This window comes from Maribacter corallii (genome assembly GCF_047345415.1).
In the GTDB taxonomy this organism is placed as follows: Bacteria; Bacteroidota; Bacteroidia; order Flavobacteriales; family Flavobacteriaceae; genus Maribacter_C.
Window position 1 is genome coordinate 1,057,436 of the sequence record NZ_JBLFEP010000001.1, and the last position, 20,306, is coordinate 1,077,741.

Genomic DNA, 20,306 nt, shown 5'->3' on the forward strand with positions numbered 1-20,306 from the left:
ATACTTCTATTTCATTCCGAACGCAAACTTTTTACCGGGTTTGCCAATGCTGCTTTTATAGAATGAAAGCTAACGGTCAACAAGGCAATAAAAGCTACCAAGAACCCAACGCCGATAAATGTCAACGGATTTATCTCTATGCGATACTCGTACCCTTGAATCCAATTTTGCATTGCGTACCAGGCCAAGGGAATAGCAATGAGAAGTCCAATAAAGACCAGCTTTAAAAAGTGCAACGAAATCATGGAAACAATGTTCTTTATAGAGGCGCCCATCACTTTTCGAATACCTATTTCCTTAGTCCGCAGCTCGATGAGCATCAATGAAATAGCGAAAAGTCCAAGGCACGACAAGAAAATTGCAATGGTCGAGGCGATTGTGAAAACGCCTGTCAACGTACTTTCCATCTCGTACCATGCCTGAAGGTTTTCATCAAGAAATGAAGCGTTAAAGTCCACATTTCCCGTTACCTTTTCCCAAGTCGTTTCAAGTCTATTGAGTACTATTTCCGGGTCGTTGGATTTTACCTTTACGAATATATAATTGATGGCCTGATCCGCAGACAAATGCAATACTATGGGCAAGGACTTCTCAGAAGGGGAATGAGCATTAAAGTCAGGTATGACCCCTATTATTTTACTTCTTGAAGTTTCGTCATCGTCGCCAAAATATTTTCCGATGGGATCTGTCTCTCCCATGGCTTTGACGAAACTTTCTGTGACTACCGCCATGTTGGTCGTATCCGTGCCAAAACGTTTACTGAAATCCCTTCCTTTTACAATTGGGATTTGTAGTGTTTTGAGATAGTCAAAATCTACTAAAAGCTCATCCGCCTGAATTTGATTTTCATTGTACTCAATACCGATAATCGATCTGGAAGTCGTTCGGTCTCTACCCCTACCTAAATTACTTCCGCTTCCTGCCAACGATATAACGGCAGGGTCACTAGCCAACTCATTGCGAAGTCTGTCCAACACTTTCCGGCCATCACTTTGATTGCCAACAGGTATGCTGACTACCTGTTGCTTTTCAAAACCTATGGGTTTTTGTTTTAAAAAATTCAGTTGTTGTGCCGCAATAAAACTAATGCAAATCAGCAAGGTCGAAATAGCGAATTGGCCGACCAAAAGTGAATTTCGAAGTGTCCCTGGTTTCTTGGCAGACACATTTCCTTTCAAAATTTCCACAAGTCTGAAATTGCTCATTTTAAGTGCGGGATATCCCCCGGCAATTAACGTGACCATCATAAAGACACCTCCCATAATGGCTAAAAAAGAGGGCTGAAGCAGGGTTGAAATTTCAATACCTCCTCCGAATCGGGCATTGACTTCGGGCAGGAGCTGCGCCGCAAATGCAATACCCATTACAAAACCAATGAAGTAGACGAAAAAGGCTTCTCCCCAGAGTTGAAAAAAAAGTTGTTTTTTAAAGGCTCCCAATGTCTTTCTAACACCTAATTCGCGACTTCGTTGAAAAGACTGGGCCATGTTTAGATTGATAAAATTGAAACAGGCTATCAACAGAATAAAAGCGCCTAGGCTCATTATCGCATAGATCAGTGCCTTTGGTGCACCGCGTCTTCCGAAATGAATATCTTCTATATTTATCAGCTTCAAATTGAGCAGTTCATCGGTTTCCTTGGTTTCAGGATGCTCCTGCTTAAGTCGCTCTAATTGGTCAGGATAATACTTTTCAACAAACGGCGATAGCTTACTTTCAACAAGTGGCAGGTTGCTTTTTTCCAATATTTTGACAAATACGTTCGATGAATTAGCATTCCAGCGGTCTTTTTTCGTATCGTACCCGTTCAGGGATTCTATGCGTGCAATTGCATCGAAATGAATACTAGAGTTTTTGGGTGCATCTTTTGCAATTGCAGATACTATATAAAACTGTTCCTCGCCCGCCTTTCCTATTTTCAACCTTTTACCAATGGGGTCCGTTTCTCCAAAAATGTCTTTCGCTGTGCTTTCGGCCAGAACAATATTCTGTAGGTCTGAGAGTGCTGCTTTCGAATCTCCCTTGATAATCGGGAAATTGAACAGATCAAAAAATCCGGGTTCCGTTCTTGTAATCACTCGACTCAGATCTTTATCTTGGTACGAAAAATTTTCCGGTCTTTCTTTATTGACGACCACAGCAAATTCGACATCGCCAATATCGGATTTTAGCGCTCTTGACAAGGGCAGGGGCATATTGGTGGTTATTTCTGGCCCTTGTACGTTATTTTCAAAACGAGACACTTTAAACAATCGGCTTTTATCCTCATGAAAGGAATCAAAGCTCAAATGAAAATATGCGATTAAGAATAACAACGTACAAATCGAAAAAGCCACGGCCAAGCCCATAATATGAATGGTGGCGTGAAGCTTATTTCTTTTGATGTTCCGCCAAGCGATTTTGAAATAGTTTTTAAACATGCTTTTCGACTTTTGAAACGGTATTACCTCTCTTCGAATATGTAGTGTTCACCACCGTTTTTGAAAGTGCTATAAGCGTCTTATTAACAGAAACAAGGTGGTAATGAAACAGCAAAGCCATGTTGGAAAACCCAATAGTGCCTTGATTGACGGACAAGGGATTATGCGCAGGCAAAAATCTTAAGTTTCGATAGTCTCGCAGCGGTAGTTTCAAGTGGTTCTTTAGCATCTCGGGTTATTTTTTCGAAGACCGTTTCATATTCTAAAACACAAGCTTAAAGTAGAGGTCGATTTTCATGCCACACTTGTAACTATTTTAATATTAGCTAATTACATCTAGTTTTGAATATAGGAGTGACGCAGTGTGTCCAATATTTTGACAGGCTACGTATAATTTTTTTACAGTAGTTCGTTGCCTATTCGAAATCCTCTCTAGACGGACTAAGGTCAAATGTGCTGTTGCCTAGGTAAGGATAATGTGTTTACTATTCGGTTCGTAGACTACGAATCGGATTGGCGTTGGCCGCCTTGATGGCTTGAAAACTCACTGTAAACAAAGCGATGGCCATTGAAACCATTGCAGCTGTTAGAAAAACCGACCACCCAATTTCAATGCGATAAGCGAAAGCTTCCAACCATTTTCGCATGATAAAAAACGCTATCGGAAAAGCAATGCCCAAAGCGATTAAAACCAATTTCAAAAAATCTTTGGATAGCATTTCGGTAATACTGAAAATACTCGCCCCAAGCACTTTTCGCACCCCGATTTCCTTTTTCCGCTGCTCTGCCGTGTAGGCCGCTAATCCGAATAGCCCGAGGCAAGCTATAAAAATTGCCAATAGGCAAAAGGCCAGACCGATATTCGCCGCTTTGCGTTCACGAGCGTAAAGGGCTTCCATTTTCTTATCTAAAAAGGTGTATTCAAAAGCTGAATTCGGTACCACGTTCTGAAATATGGTCTCCAATTCCCTCATGGTGGTCGATAGGCCCGCACTATTCAAACGAACCAGAACGTATGATTTCGGCTCGCTTTTTCCGTTATGAAAGGCATACCCCCCAATCGGTTGGTGCAACGATTCGAAGTTGAAATCATCTACTACCCCAGAAATATAGGCACTATTGCCCAACATCATATTCACTCGCTTTCCGATAGCTTCTTCAGGGCTATACCCCAAGTATTCTATGGCCTTTTTGTTCAAGACTACATCAGTAATGGTATCCCCTTCTTGTTTGACTTCGGGAAGTGGCTTTCCCGCCAATATTTTCAATTGAAGTACCTCTGTAATACTTGCATCGGAGACATTGGTTTGCACCCCTAGACCCTGCTCGTCATTTTCATCTCGAAAAAGTGACCTTCCACTAACATCAAGCCCAGGAAAGCCCTGTGCCAGGCCTACTTTGGAGACTGTCGTCAAACTGCTGAATTCTTGTAGCAGTGCCTGTTTATTGGTTTCATTACGTATACCACCCGTAGCAATAGCAACTACATTTTCAGGGCTGTACCCCAAATTTTTATCCATCATGAACTGTGTTTGTTGGTATACGACCAGCACTCCTATGATCAAAACCACGGAAGACGCGAATTGCAAGACCACCAATCCTTTTCTAATCGTTCCATTGCCTGACTTTCCTAGTTTTTGGCTCAAAATGGTTTTTGGAGAAAAGCTAGCCAGATAAAATGCAGGGTAGGATCCTGAAATCAAGGTGGTCACAGCCCAAAAAAGAAACAATCCTATAAGAAACTCATATCGAAATAACGATTCTAGGTGTATATCGCTATCGGTCAGCATGTTGAACATGGGCATTAACAGTATAGCCATAATCAATCCAATCACTAAGGCCAGTAGGGTAATGAGTCCTGTTTCGGCATAGAATCTGGCAATAAGGTTTTGGACCGATGCACCCAAGGTTTTGTTGATTCCCACATCTTTCGACCTTTTTTGTGAACGCGCGGTCATTAGGTTCATATAGTTGACACAGGCAATAATCAAGATAATAAGCCCTAAAATAGACAGATTCCTTATTTCGTTGATATCACCGATTCGTGTCACATTGGTCTCTGCATATCCCGCGGAATACAAATGTATTTTTTCCAAAGGCTGTAAAGAAAATGTAAACCATTGATTTTCGGCATCTACATTTTTATCCAATACTTGCTGCAATTGCTTTTCTGCCGACACAATGGAGGCGTTCTTATTTAGTAAGAGATAGGTTTCAAAACTAGAATTTCCCCATTGGGGGCGTTTGGCAAATTTGGTGGTGGCGAACGATCCGATCAGGTCACCTTCTAATGTGCTGTTCGATGGGAAGTCTTTAAATACAGCGGTAACCTCCAACTCATATCTATCATCTACCTTAATGGTCTTACCGATAGCCTCAATACTTCCAAAGTACTTTCTGGCCGTACTTTCAGAGAGGGCAACCGTGTTGGGCTGCTTTAAACCTGTTAGGGCATCACCAGCCAATGTTTCCAGTTCGAAAATGCTAAACAATTCGGGGTCACACCAAAAAAACCTACTTTCTGAGAAATTGATATTCCCCACATTCACAAAAGCGGACTTTCCAAAATTATGGTGTAGCATTCGGGCCGCTTGGGCTACATCGGGCGCATCGTTTTCAAGAGCAGGGGCCAAGGCAGCAGGAGCGCGACACCAAACTTCATTGTCGAACACCTCGTCTTTGGTATTGACCAATACCCGATAAATAGCGTCTTTTTTGCCATACTGTTGATCAAAACTAAGTTCAAAGGCTATAAAGGCAAACAACAGTATCGCAATGGTCAGCCCTATGGAAAGTCCAAGGACATTCAATACGGAAAACATTCGGTCGGTTTTCAAATTCCGCCAAGCGATCTTAAGATAGTTTTTAAACATGGTATTTCGGTTTTTGTCTTTTCTTTACCTCAGCGATAAGGAAAAAAATGAGATTGATTCAATTTATCTATAGCACACCTTATGCTTTTTATCGTCACATTTGAGTCTATAAGCATCTTTAAGAGTACCTCACTCCGTACGTAAACTATTCACAGGATTGGCATTCGCCGCCTTAATAGCCTGAAAGCTTATTGTTGACAGCGCAATAGTCAAAGCTGCCATTCCACCAAGAATAAATACCACCCATGTAATATCAATATGATAGGTGTATTCTTCCAGCCATTGCATCATGAAATACCATGCAGTAGGCGCTGCAATCAAAAAAGCAATTGTAATCAAAACAATGAACTCTTTAGAAAATAAATAAACAATATTCACTACTGTCGCCCCCAATACTTTTCGAATTCCTGCTTCTTTTATTCGCTGGTTCACCATAAAAGAAGCAAGGCCATAAAGTCCTAAGCAACTCAATAAAATAGCTATCACAGCAAATAGCTTGTACAAATGGGAAAGCTTACTTTCCTCTGCATAGAAATCAGCTATTTTGTGATCCAAAAATTGATAATCAAATGCATAGTTTGGAAAAGAATCGCCCCATATTTTTTCAATTTCCCCTAAGGTGTTCGAAATGGTACTTGTGGTCAACTTGATTCCCGCCAAACCGAACCAAGTTTTTCTATTGACCATGATAATCGAAGACATTCCATCTTTGAAAGTACTGCTATGGTAGTCTTTTACTACGCCAACTATTTCTCCTTCTATTCTTCCACCAGCAAGACTCGCCTTTTTGTTCAGGATTTCATTTGGCTCAACTATACCAAGACGTTTCATAAGGTCTTCATTCACCAAAATTTCTGTTCCTTCTGAAGGCTTTTTTACGTTTCTTCCAGCTATAAGTGAAAGCCCATAAGTTTCTAAATAATTGTGGTCGATACCTTTTCTAATACTGTAAAAATCAGTGTCTTCGGATGCATTGTCATAAACAAATCTCGTCCAGTTATCGGTTCTATATTCTGTAGGGGTATTGGAGCTAAAGCTTACATTCTCAACTCCGTTTAAGCTCATTAGTGAATTGCTTAGATAATTCATTTTGCTCAAGCTTACACTATCGGTAGGTATCGAGACATTTACAATTGCTTCTTTGTCATATCCCATAGATTGATTTGTAAAATAATCCATTTGCTCTACGATAATCAGTGTGCCAAAAATGAGAACCTGCGCAATTGCGAATTGAAAAACAACCAACCCGCGTCTTAGCGCAAGGCCTTCATTTTTCCCCACCTTACTTTGATTTTTCAGTGCTGAAATCGGATTGAATTTAGAAAGCACTAGGGAGGGGTAAAATCCTGCTAAAAACGTAACAGCAACAATAATTCCAGCACTTAAAACGAAGGTTTTTATGTTCAAAACAGGGGTGATGGAAAGTGGTAAATCAAGAAGTTTGGCCATTTGCGGCAAGAACACAAGAACTATCAAAAAGGCAATACACGCAGCCAAAATTACAATGAGAAGGGTTTCAATCATAAACTGCGCTTTTAATTGAACTCTCGTTCCACCAATAACCTTTCTCACCCCTATTTCTTTTGAGCGATTTACCGCTTGCGCTGTGGATAGGTTAATAAAATTGATACAGGCAATCAAGAGAATGAAAGCCCCTATTAGCCAAAGAATGTTAATGAGTTTCTGGCTGATGGCTTTACCACTAAAATTTCCCGTACGGGCATCGTAATGTACTTTATCCAGCGATTGAAGTACCTGGATATCTTTGTTCCTTCCGGTTTTTTTTTCTTTGGATAATACGTTCAAGCGTCCATTGATATCACTTTCAGAAACATTTGAAGGCAGCAATACATAACACCCAAAACTTCCATTTGTACCATTCCAATTATCCGAGGTTTCAAAATTAGACGTATAGCCTGTGCCATATGATATTACCGCTTTAAATTGCAAATCCGTATTTACGGGTATTGTTCCGAGAATACCTGTGACTGTTAAAACTTCGTTGTCATTCCACTTAATGGTTCTTCCTAAGGCATGTTCCCAATTGTCAAAATACTTTTCAGCCGTTTCCTTAGTAAGTACCACATTATTCAACCCTTCCAAAGTGGCTGGTTCACCCGCAAGCCATGTATAGTCAAGAATATCAAACAATTCAGGCTCGACTAAAAACACCCCTTGCTCTTCCTTGAACTTCTTGACCGGATTACCATTTAAATCAAGAACTATTATTTGATCATCGCCCTCGGAATATATCGCCGATACCTTTTGTAATTCTGGAAAAGAACTCTTCAACTCCAGTGGCAATGGATATGGCACTCCACTCCCATAAAAAATTTCAGGTTCGGCATGATGATATTCCGTCAATACCCGATAAACTCGATCTTTCTTTTCATGATAATCATCAAAACTTGATTCAAATTGTGTTATAATAAAAATCATGAAACAAACGGCAATACCTATGGACAAACCCCCAATATTGATAAATGCATGGTTTTTTCGACGAATTAGATTTCTTAAAGCGACTTTAAAGTGGTTCTTTAACATTGTCCTCTTTTTTAATTCCTATTTTCCTGACATTCGGAAATTCCAACTTTCATCCGTTTTACTGGCATTTTTTTGATTTGTAACTCGCTTCATTTCCCACTTGCCCCACTAGACAATCTCAAAAGTTGAAATCTCCACCTTACTACATACCCTCTACTTCATTAGCGAGAAATCATTCGGTACGCAGGCTACTCACAGGGTTTGCATTCGCCGCCTTAATGGCTTGAAAACTTACGGTCAATAGCGTAATGGCCAAGGCGCCGACCACAGCCAACACGAAAATCCACCATTCCAAAATCACCCGATAGGGATAGTCTTGTAACCATCCGTTCATGATGTAATACGAAATCGGAATTGCAATAAAGCAAGAGATGATCACGAGCCTTAAAAAGTCTTTCGACAGCATGTTCCAAACATTGAAGGTGGAGGCTCCTAATACTTTACGTACACCGATCTCCTTGGTGCGCTGTTCGGCCACAAATGAAGTGAGTCCGAAGAGCCCAAGACAACTAATCAATATGGCAAGGGCCGTAAAGATGCCCGAAAGCGTACCGATTCGTTCTTCAGAAGCGAATTTCTCCCCATACTCGGCATCTACAAATTCATACTGAAACGGAATATCGGGAAAATGCTCTTTGAAAATCCGTTGGATGACCTCAATGTTCTGAGTGGCACTTTGGTTGGGGTTCAACCGCAGATTATAATAACTTGAATTGTCAAATCTGTCATACACATACACGCCCTGCTTCACCGGTTCATACGGGGATTGGGTAATCATGTCTTGAACCACTCCAATGATTTTCAAGGGTGGATTGGGGTCTTCCTCGTCATCGTCTTTTAAGAATTTGCCTACCGGATTTTCCATGCCAAGATACTTCTTGGCCGTTTCATTGATAAGGACCCCTAGGGAATCGGTGGCAAAATCACGTGAAAAATCCCTTCCTTCTACAATCTTGAGATTGAGTGATTTGGCATACTCGGGAGAGACTTCGGTCCAGGCGAGATCTTCTTGAAAACCATCGGGTTTTCCCTCCCAGGTAAATCCGCCTCTATTTGACCAAATACGGGTCGTAGGGCTACTCGACGATGACATTTCCACGATGGCGTTCGAGTTGAGAAACTCGCTGCGCATCAGGTCATATTTGCCATTGAAATCTTGACTAAAGGTCGGAATCTGTATCAAGCCCTCCTTATCGTAGCCAACAGGCCTGTTTTTTGCATGGTTGATCTGTTGCATCACAATGACGGTACCAATGATAAATGCCACGGAAACCGTAAACTGAAGTACTACCAGAATTTTTCTGGGCAGGCCGGCATACTTGCCTGCTTTAAAGGTTCCTTTTAAGACATCCACAGGGCGAAACGAAGACAGGTATAGGGCGGGATAGCTACCGGCAACTAAAGCTGTAAACAAGATAAAAACCAATGAGATACCCCAAAAAACAGGGTTTAGCCATGGAAATGAGATTTCTTTTCTTGAGAGTTCATTGAACCCATTGAGGGATAGGAGGACGATAACCACTGAGATAAAAAACGCGAACAGCACCACCAAGAACGACTCACTTAAGAACTGATTGACCAATTGTCCTCTTTGTGACCCGATCGACTTTCGAATACCTACTTCCTTGGCGCGCTTCTCAGAACGGGCAGTGCTTAGATTCATGAAGTTGATACAGGCCAAAAGCAATACGAAAGCGCCGATAATACCGAATAGCCAAACGTATTTTATACGACCTCCGGTTTGCACTCCATCTTCGAAATTATTTCTCAAATACCAGTCTTCCATCGGGAACAGAAATATTTGAGGATTGAATTCCGCGGTATCTTCATTTAAATCCTTCTTCACATTGCGTATCGCTTGGGTCACTTTGTCAATACTGGTGTTCTCTTGAATCTGTACGAACATTTGAAAGGAATTGTTGCCCCATTGGTCTTCCGCATTCTTCACCCATTCCCTAGAGGCGAGGTATTGCTCCCATGGAATGATATACTCGGTATCTTCAAAAGAGTTGTTCACCGGAATATCCTTATAGACGCTCGTGACCATTAGGTCATATTGGTTGCTGACCTTGACGATTTTACCAAGGGGGTCGGCCGATCCGAAAAGGGCTTCTGCCGTAGATTCGGAAAGCATAATGGAATTCACTTCCCGTAATCCATCTTTTTCGCCCTTTATGATTTGAAGGTCCAATAGTTCGGGGGCTTCTCTTTGCATATAATTGCCTGGACGGGATAGGCTGTTCTCTTCGAACTTCAGGTACAGATCATTGGTCCAAGAGGCCATAATGAGATGTTTGAAGTTATCGCCATAGCCATCTCTCAATGCCTTCTCCAACGGTCGGGGAATGGCTGGCCCCGTTCCGGTTCTCCCATTAAAGGTTTGTGATTGATATACTTGGGCGATATGGTCTTTCTGTTGGAAATAGCTGTTGTGCGACAGTTCATCGACTACCCAGAGACCGATTAGAAGGGTCACGGCCATACCGAGCGCCAGTCCGCCGATATTGATGGCGGTATATCCTTTATTCTTCTTTAGGTTTCTCCATGCGATTTTCAAATAATTTTTAAACATGATTCTCGATTTTGATTGATTCTTTTTTGATTGGTGTCTCTATATAGAGACTCCATAAAATGTAAAGTGTTTCACTCTGTGCGTAAACTTTTTACCGGGTTGACAATTGCGGCCTTGATACTTTGATAACTGACGGTGATAATTGAGATGATTACGGCTAAGAAAGCCGCCAAGACAAACACCCAAACACCTATCTCGATACGATATGAAAAATCTTCAAGCCATTTATTCATCGCATACCACCCCAGGGGCAATGAAATACAGATTCCAATCGCAACCAGCTTTAGGAAGTCTATGGTCAACCGATATGAAATCTGCCCAACGCTTGCGCCCAGTACTTTTCTGACTCCGATTTCTTTCGTACGCTTTTCGGCGTTAAAGGCAGCTAATCCAAATAACCCAAGACAGGCGATTAAAATGGAAAGGGTAGTGAAAATAATAAAGATGCGGCCCAAACGCTGTTCAGATTTATAGGTTTCGTTAAAGGAATCCTCCATGAAATAATAGTCAAAGGGCTGGCCAGGGGCTACTTCATTCCAGAGACCTTCAATACTCGCAATAGCATTTGAAAAGTCATCGGCCTGTAATTTTACTGCCATGGATCCGGCGCTGTTGCTCAAATGCAGGCTCAGCGACTCGATTTCTTCCCTGAACGGGGAAAAATGAAAATCCTTCACGACTCCTATGATGGTAAAATACTCAGGGTTCTCCTCGCCCATATCAGGCGTATATCTTTTGCCTATGACCTCTTCAGGAGAGATGCCGATGACGGAAACGGCAGATTCATTAATAACGATACTTGTCGAATCGTTCTTAAATGCCTTATCGAAACTTCTCCCCGCAATGATTTCGAAGCCCATGGTGGACACATAGTCATAATCAACGCCCCATCGTTGCATGCTTAACGCATTTTCTTGTGTCGTAGCCCCTTCTTCCGGAGTAAAAGTACTATCTCCCCGAGTGGAGGGTGTTGGAAAATAACTGCTCAAGGTGGCATTTTTAACGAAGCCTAATTTTTTTACTTCGGCCTTAAAAGAATCCATTTGTTCCCCTAAGGAAAACACGTCATTGACGATCAGTACCTGATCTTTTGAAAAACCAAGATCTTTATTTTGAATATATTTCAGCTGCTGATATACCACTAGTGTACTCACGATCAAGAAGACCGAAATGGCGAATTGAAATATGACCAAACCATTTCTGACTTTTCCACCTCCCAGGCTATTGCCACCACCTCCTTTGAGCACTTTTACAGGCATGAATTTTGACATGAAAAAGGCGGGATAACTTCCTGAAAAAAGTGCTAGAGCCAATCCGCAAATCAGTAAAACCAGCCAAAATAGTGGATTGCCATAGGGCATTGAAATGTCCTTATCGGCCAGCTCATTAAAAAAAGGCAGCACAATAATGGCCAATACAATGGCCACCAAAAGAGAGGCAAAGGAAACCAAGCCCGATTCGATTAAAAATTGCCTTACCAACTCTAGCTTATTCGACCCCAGGGTCTTTCGAATGCCTACCTCCTTCGCACGTTTCATGGAATGGGCCGTTGACAGATTCATAAAGTTCACCGAGGCCAGCACAAGTAGGAATATGGCAATAAACGATAGAATGTAAATACTTTGAATATCGTTGTTACCGCTTATTTCCGCTACTCGATCGGACTTTAAATGTATATCGGTAAGTGGAATCGTACTATATATCAAATGATTGCCGGCCGCTTTAAACTGTTCTTCCGTAATACCGGGCATGAACTGCTGTACGCCGGGTATAACATACTTGCCCAAAAACCCGCGCAAAGGTTCCTGTATACTCTCGATATTGGCCGAAGGAATCAATTTGATGAAGGTTTGGTAGTTATTACTCCCCCAATTCACTACCCTCGAATCTTCATAACCGGCCATGGACAAGAAAATCGAATGGTCTCTTAGAAAGGAGTTTTTAGGCGGGTCTTCCATCACCCCTTTAACCGTATAGGTTTCGGTATTGTTCAACAGCACATTTTGGCCTATGGCTTCCTGAATTCCAAAGTGCTTTTCTGCCGCCGATCGGGTTAACACCAATGTATTCGGTGATTTCAAAGCCGTTTTTTTGTCTCCCGCCAAAAGGTCGAGGCCAAACATTTCAAAAAAGGTGGAGTCCACAAAGGTGCTCTGCAGCTCTTTGACATTTACATCGGCATCCGTCTTTCGAATCAACATGCTACCCCTAGTACGGAATCGCATCGCCAATGCTACCTCGGAGAAATCGTTTTCAACCGATGCCGCCATAGGGGCAGGGGTAACGGCAAATTTGCGGTCTTCCCCTCCAAATTTAATATCCGCGTTGATCCTATGAATACGGTCTGCATCGGCGAACATCGTATCATAGCTAAGTTCGTCATAAATATATAGTGAAATCAACAGCCCCCCTGCAATACCTATGGCCAAGCCAAATGTATTCAGAAAGGTAAAAAAAGGCTGTTTTCTTAAACTTCTCCAGGCAATTTTTAGATGGTTTTTAAACATGATTTTCGTTTTTTGATGATGATGTGATTGATGTTGTTATCTCATTCCGTACGCAAACTTTTTACAGGGTTTACTATAGCCGCCTTGATACTTTGATAACTTACCGTGAGAATCGCAATGCCAACCGCGGATAATCCAGCTAATGCCAGAATCCACCAGTCTATTTGAATGCGATATGAAAAATCTTCGAGCCATTTATTCATGGCTAGCCAGCCTAAAGGGAGTGATATTAGAATAGCAACCCCGACCAGTTTTAGAAAATCGGTCGTAAGAGTATAGGTTATTTGGGTGACACTTGCGCCCAATACTTTGCGCACTCCTATTTCCTTCTTGCGCTTTTCAGCGTTGAAGGCCGCAAGGCCAAATAAACCTAGGCAGGCGATGAAAATGGACAAGACCGTAAATATCATGAATATCTTTCCCAAACGCTTTTCCGCTTGATAGGTATCGTTAAAAGAATCTTCCATAAAACTATACGCAAAAGGTTGTGAAGGAACCAATTTGGTCCAGATACCTTCTATGGCCGAAAGCGTGCTTCTTATGTCTCTAGTATCCATTTTTATGGCCATATTTCCCGTTGAACGTCCTAGTCTTAAACTTAGGGCGCCTATTTCTTCTCTTAGTGACCTAAAATGAAAGTTTTCGACAACCCCGATAACCGTATAGTACGTGCCATCTTCATCACCCAAATCGCTTGAAAGCCGAATACCTAAGACCTCTTCAGGTTCAAGACCAAGTAGTGAAACGGCCGTTTCGTTGATAATTAAGGCGGTAGAATCATTTACGCGCCGAGTATCGAAATCACGGCCTGCAACGAGCTTCAAATCTATAGAGGAAACATAATCGTAATCTACCAACCACCGCTGCATATTAACGGCATTTTCTTGTTCTGTAGCTCCTTCTCTGAAGAATGTATAATCGGATCTAGAAGAAGGTGTCGGCAGAAAACTGGATAGTGTGGCTTTTTTCACCTGCGCCAAGTTCTCCACTTCCTTCTTGAATGCATCGGCCTTATCCCCTGCGCCATAAACGTCATTTACGATCAACACCTGGTCTTTGGAAAAACCCAGTTCTTTATTTTGAATAAAGTTTATTTGCTGAAAAACAACAATGGTGGCTACTATTAAAAACACCGAAATGGCGAATTGAAAAACAACCAACGAATTTCTGATATTTCCTCCTCCTACACTGCTTTTCCCTAAGCCTTTCAAGACTTTTACGGGCATAAACCTTGACATGAAAAATGCCGGATACCACCCTGCCAACAAGCTCAATACTGCTGTAGCGAAAAACAGTACAATCCAAAAAACGGGTTTTGTAAACGGTATTGTTATTTCGGTATCGGCTAATTCGTTAAAAAAAGGTATCGCTAAAAGCGTTAAAGCTATGGCCAAGCCGAGAGATATAAACGAGATAAGGGCCGACTCGGTCAAAAACTGTTTGACCAAACCTGATTTATCAGATCCAAGAGTTTTACGAATACCGACTTCTTTGGCGCGCTTTAAAGAGTGGGCGGTAGATAAGTTCATGAAATTGACACTTGCCAATAGTATCAAGAATATGCCAATGAAGAGAAGAATATAAATATTCTGAATAGACCCGTTCGCACTAAGTTCAATGTTGGCTTTAGAATACAAATGAATATCTGTAAGTGGCATTGAATAATAATTCACATAATTGCCGGAAGCCCTAAACTGCTCTTCGGTAATACCAGGATAAATGTTTTGTACCCAAGGGATCAAATACTTACCGACCATTCCTTGTAACTCATCTTTAATATCCGCTATGTTGGCACTAGGAATCAGTTTAATAAACGTAAAATAGTTATGACTGCCCCATTCATTTTGCTGTGCGTCCTCATAACCGGACATGGCCATAAAGACCGTTCGATTTTTTAAGATCGAATTCTTCGGAAGATCCTCAATGACACCTGTTACCGTGTACGTATCGGTATTGTCCAACAAAAGTTCTTGCCCCACCGCATTGTTTATTCCAAAGTGCTTTTCTGCTGCTGTTCTTGTTAAGACAAGGGTATTCGGTGACTCTAGCGCTGTTGCTTCATCTCCAGCCAATAATTCAATTCCGAACATTTTAAAAAAGCTCGCATCAGCAAAAGCAGTGTTAAGTTCTTTGGTATTGTTTTCCGTATCACTCCTTCTAATGAGCATTCCGCCCATATTCCTAATTCTGGTGACCATTTCAATTTGAGAAAAATCACTTTTCAATGCCGCGGCCATTGGGGAAGCTGTCTCGGCCGAAATGGTTTCATCGCCACCGAATTTTATATCCGCATTGATCCTATGGATACGTTCGGCATCAGCGAACATTTTATCATTACCAAGTTCATCGTAAATGTAGAGCGCAATCAACAGGGCTCCGGCCATTCCAATGGCAAGTCCAAATGTGTTCAGAAAGGTAAAAAAGGGTTGTTTTCTTAAACTTCTCCAGGCAATTTTTAGATGGTTTTTAAACATGATTCTCGTTTTTGATGATGATACTCTTGCTGTTATTTCATTCCGTACGCAAACTTTTTACCGGGTTGGTTATGGCCGCTTTGATACTATGATAACTCACGGTTAGTAGCGTGATTCCCACGACTATACCTCCTGAGAGGATAAAGACCCACCAACTAAGGCTTACACTATAGGCGAACTCTTGCAACCATTCGCGCATGGCCCACCAAGCTATTGGAAAAGCCAGTAATGCTGCAATCAGCACTAGTTTTAGAAAATCAGTGGAAATCATTGCTACTATATCGGCCACATTTGCGCCCATTACCTTGCGAATACCAATTTCGGCAGTTCTTCTTGCCACGGTCAAGGTCGCTAGTCCAAATAATCCCATACAGGCAATGAATATCGAAAGGATCGATGCAACGTTGACCACACTTTTCGACCTGAGTTCATTCTGATATTGTACGGATAAGGCTTCGTCCAAAAACGCATATTCAAATTCTTGTGACGGATTGGTCTTTTCCCAGACATTCTTTAACATCGCTATACCTGCAGGTGTGCTTTCTGCATTCAGTCGCACGGAAACCCTCGGCTGCGAAGTGTGTTTTAAACTTGCATTCTCAATATGCTCAAAAATCGGATCCTGATTGATAGCCAAAACTAAGGGTTCAATACCCTTGTTCAGCGATTCAAAATTAAAATCCTTCATTACCCCAATGATTTTTACATTGAACTTGTCAAACGTTTTACCCACGGGGTTTTGCAATCCAAATCGCTCTATAAAAGTTTCGTTCACCAATACTCCATTCTGAGCGTCACTTGCATTTCCGGCAATAAAGTCCCTTCCCTCAACGATCTGTATATTGTGTGTTTCAAGAAAACCTGATTCTACAACGTTTACCGCAAATTCGCGGTATGTATTTTTCGCATCTGTAAAGCCTGCATTGATCCAGCCATTCTCCGCAAAACTGAGCATTGAGGTGGATGCCGCGACTACTTCAGGTTGCCTTTCGAGTTCGGCAACGTACAATTCAGCAAAAGTATCCGCTTCATCTCCGGACATATTCGTAGGCACCACTACTACGGCATCCTTTTGGTATCCCAAATCCTTGTTGACCAAGAAATCTATTTGCTGACCGATGATCAAGGTTCCGATAAGCATCACTATAGAAGCCACAAATTGCATTACGACCAAACTTTTGCCGAAAAACCCCATTGAAGCGCCCTTTACCGTTTTGCTTCTCAATACTTCTATAGGATTGTATTTTGAAAGCACGATGGATGGATAGATTCCCGCAATCAAGGCGATAAAAGCCACCAAACTGCCGGTAATCAACCAAAACCCCATATTAAAGTGAACCGAAATCAATTTCCCTATTAGCGAATTGAATGTGTCTTTAAATAAGAGCGCGAAGAGAATCCCTAAAATCACCGATAAGAGGGTAACCAACAAGGCCTCACCCCAAAACTGATGCACGATCTGTTTACGGAAAGCCCCTAAAGCCTTTCTCACCCCTACCTCTGTTGCCCTTGAAAAGGAACGGCCAACGGCCAAGGTCACAAAATTGATGCAGGCCAATAACAGTATCAAAAAGCCTATCGTGCCCATAACATAGGCATACTTCGGATTTGAAACCGGCTCAAGACCAGATGGTAATGAAGGGTCTAGATGTATTTCGGTCATCGGTTGCAAATGCAGGAAAAAGGTGTTTTCCTCAAAATTGTCGCCCAAATACTGCTTGATTATCGCTGGGAATTTTCCTTCCAGTTCCCTCGCAGACTGTCCGGACTTGAGCAATACATACGATTCAACCACCACATTAAACCAGCTTGTTTGTACTCCTTCACTAAAAAATAGCGCTTCGTTTTTAAGAGAAACCAACATGTCAAATTGTATACTTGATTCTTGGGGAGGATTCGCCGCAACGGCAGAAACTTCAAAGAACTTTGCCTCATCATTGAATTCCAAGGACAATGATTTTCCAATAGGATTCTCCTTGCCGAAGTACTTTTTTGCAGCAGACTCGCTTAAGACAATGGTGTTGGCACCAGAAAAAGGATTAGCAGAATTTCCTGTCAGCAGTGGAAAGTCGAAAATTTGAAAAAAGCTGGGATCTACAGCCCTAACAGCCTCATTGAATTCCGACTCATTGCGCTTGACCAAGGCATTAAACCGGTGTACCCGACTACCATTTTCAATTTCCGCATAATTGGTCTTTAACACTTTGACCATGGACACCGGGGTAGTCGTATTCACGAAATCTTCTTTGGGGCCATAATTTTCATGTTGCCATACTCTATAAATTCTATCTGATTTGGAGTGAAACTTATCGTAACTGAATTCATTTTTGACATATAGGGCGATCAATAGAAAACAGCATACTCCAACCGCAAGACCGGAAATGTTTATTAAGGAATACGCCTTGTTTTTAATAAGGTTCCGCCAAGCGATTTTTAGATAGTTTTTAAACATCGTTCTCGATTTTATTTATTCTTTTAATAACAAGGTGCTTTCCCATATGAAGTCGAGTTATCTTCAAAGGTTTCATTCTGCTCTTAAATTATCGACCGGGTTTCTTAAGGCCACTTTAATGCTCTGAAAACCAACGGACAAAAATGCCAAGACCATCGCAAAAAGTCCTATGAACAAGCCGACCCACCATGGTATTGAAATTCTATAAACATATTCCTGTAACCATTCCTCCATAAAATAGTAGGCAATCGGAATCGCTATCACAAGCGCTATCAAAATTTGACCGATAAACCCTTTTACCAGTAATTTGACAATTCCCTGGGCCGAGCTACCCAAAACTTTACGGATACTTATTTCTTTTGATCTTTGAACGATTTGGAATGAGACCATACCGAACAAGCCCATTCCTGCGATAAATAAAGACAATATGGTAAAGAGATTAAAAATTTGACCTAGACGCCTTTCTTCGTCATAAAACCGAGTATAAGAATCATTGACAAATCTTGCTTCATAAGGAACTTGAGGAACAATGCTTTTCATCGTTTCTTCAACAAATCGGCTTGTTTCGTTAGGTTCGTTCATGGCCATCTTTACAACTACTTCCCCAAAATTTCTAGTGAATTCTGGTGTTCTTAGTGCCATAAATAGGGGTTCGATTGCCTGATCAAAGGTCTTTAAATGAAAGTCTTTCAATACTCCGATTACCTTACCATCGACAAAAGTCTTACCTATGGCATCTTGCCAACCCAAGGCCTTCAAAGCGGCTTCATTAATGAGATAGGCCGATGAGTCGGAAGCGATTTCAGGGGAAAAATTTCTGCCCTGTGCCAACTCCATTTGAAAAACATCCAAAAAGTCATAATCAACATATGTTCTATGTATGTAGAGTTGTTCCTTGTTCACATTGCCTTCCCAACTGCTTACCGGGCCCTGACTGGTTACATTAAACGGTAATTGTGAACTCAGGGAAACTTTATCAATATCAGGGTGTTTCAAGAGCATCTCTTTTAAGATATCTTGTTTGGCAGTAATCTCAGGTTCAAAATACCTTACATGAAGCAATTGCTCTTTACTATATCCTAACTTTTTGTTTTGTGTGAATTGTAGCTGTTGATGTATGATCACGCTCGCTATTGCCAAGCCAATGGCAACAGCGAACTGACCAATGACCAAGGTATTTCTAAGAAGTGTTCCTTCTTTTCGATCTTTAAGAAAGTTACCCTTCAGCGCTTTTACCGCACTCATACCGGAAAGAAAAAATGCGGGGTATAGCCCTGCGATAATTCCAATAGTTAGCGCAATGCTTAACAGAAGCACTAATATTGGTGAATTGGTAAAAATGTCAAAGCTGATCTCACGATTCAAAAACTCATTAAAGTAAGGCAGTAGTATAGTCACCAAAAGAAGGGCGAACAAGAAACTGGTCAGGGTTAAAAAGACCGATTCACTCAAGTACTGTACGATCAGGTTTCCTCTTTTGGCCCCCAATACCTTGCTTACACCTACTTCTCTAGAGCGCTGAGCAGATTTCGAAGTGGCTAGATTGGTATAATTAATCGCGGCGAGCGCTATGATTATTAAAGCGATGAAAGCAAAGAGTCTGACATTCTTGATGTCTCCGTTTTGGCTTAATTCCATATTGATGTCCGACTTCAAGTGAATATCTTCCAACGGTTGCAGTTTATATTCAGGGTAAAACTCAAAGCCTTGTTTCTTATAGGCGGGCTTGGTTATTTTTTCATAAATCGCCATTTTCTTTTCAAGATCCGTATGACTCTGCGCTTCATCAAGGGTCAAATAGGTATGATAGTTATTACTAACCCAAAAGCCTACATCATTGGGGTAGTACCCCTGACCTTTATACGAGACGATGAAGTCATAAGTGAAATGTTGATTCTTCGGTGGATCTTCAACCACCGCTTTGACCGTGTAAGTCTTCCCGTCACCAAATTTCAGGGTTTGTTCTAAGGGTGACCTATTTCCAAAAAGCTTATGGGAAAGTGATTCGGTCAAAAGTATGGTGTTAGGGTCCTCTAGGGCTTCTTTTCCATTTCCTTCTTTTACCAAAGTAGTAAAGACGTCAAAATAGTTCGTATCCGTATATAATCCTTGTTGAACAAGAGATACGTCATCTTTAATCAACAAGGCACCACCGGTATTTAGATTGGTTACGTGTTCCACTTCTGGAAAGTCTTGAAGTAAGGCTTCCCCTAGCGGTAATGGAGCAACGGCGAACAAATCCGTGCCCTGATAACTATTGCCTTTCTGTTGTTGAACTATGCGATATGTGCTATGTGATTTTTGATGATGCTTATCAAAACCCAGTTCGAATTCAACGAACAATCCTATCAAAATGAAGCAGGTCATGGCCACTGTCAATCCAGATAAATTAACAATGAGATATGCCTTATTCTTAATAAGATTTCTCCAAGCCAATTTTATCTGTGTTTTTAGCATCGTCTCA

At 41.4% G+C, this 20,306-nt stretch carries 8 protein-coding genes; all 8 read right to left on the reverse strand.

Features of this window, described 5'->3' with window-relative positions; genetic code table 11:
* Positions 1–11: 11 nt before the first annotated feature.
* Positions 12–2,420: an ABC transporter permease gene (locus ACKWCA_RS04825; RefSeq protein ID WP_413977006.1), complete on the reverse strand. Its 2,409-nt coding sequence runs from the start codon at positions 2,418–2,420 to the stop codon at positions 12–14.
* 485 nt (positions 2,421–2,905) lie between these two features.
* Positions 2,906–5,293: an ABC transporter permease gene (locus ACKWCA_RS04830; RefSeq protein WP_413977007.1), complete on the reverse strand. Its 2,388-nt coding sequence runs from the start codon at positions 5,291–5,293 to the stop codon at positions 2,906–2,908.
* 129 nt (positions 5,294–5,422) lie between these two features.
* Positions 5,423–7,837, reverse strand: coding sequence for an ABC transporter permease (locus ACKWCA_RS04835; RefSeq protein WP_413977008.1), 2,415 nt, complete (start codon positions 7,835–7,837; stop codon positions 5,423–5,425).
* A 172-nt stretch (positions 7,838–8,009) separates the two neighbouring features.
* On the reverse strand, positions 8,010–10,409 hold the full coding sequence (locus ACKWCA_RS04840) for an ABC transporter permease (protein WP_413977009.1): 2,400 nt from the start codon (positions 10,407–10,409) through the stop codon (positions 8,010–8,012).
* 71 nt (positions 10,410–10,480) lie between these two features.
* Positions 10,481–12,916, reverse strand: a complete 2,436-nt coding sequence (locus ACKWCA_RS04845; protein WP_413977010.1) for an ABC transporter permease — start codon at positions 12,914–12,916, stop codon at positions 10,481–10,483.
* Between the two features lie 41 nt (positions 12,917–12,957).
* A complete protein-coding gene (locus ACKWCA_RS04850; protein ID WP_413977011.1) occupies positions 12,958–15,390 on the reverse strand; it encodes an ABC transporter permease in 2,433 nt (810 codons plus the stop codon).
* Positions 15,391–15,427: 37 nt separating this feature from the next.
* Positions 15,428–17,842, reverse strand: a complete 2,415-nt coding sequence (locus ACKWCA_RS04855; RefSeq protein ID WP_413977012.1) for an ABC transporter permease — start codon at positions 17,840–17,842, stop codon at positions 15,428–15,430.
* A 72-nt stretch (positions 17,843–17,914) separates the two neighbouring features.
* Positions 17,915–20,299 (reverse strand): ABC transporter permease, encoded by a 2,385-nt coding sequence (locus tag ACKWCA_RS04860; protein ID WP_413977013.1) that lies wholly within the window; start codon positions 20,297–20,299, stop codon positions 17,915–17,917.
* Between the last annotated feature and the right edge of the window lie 7 nt (positions 20,300–20,306).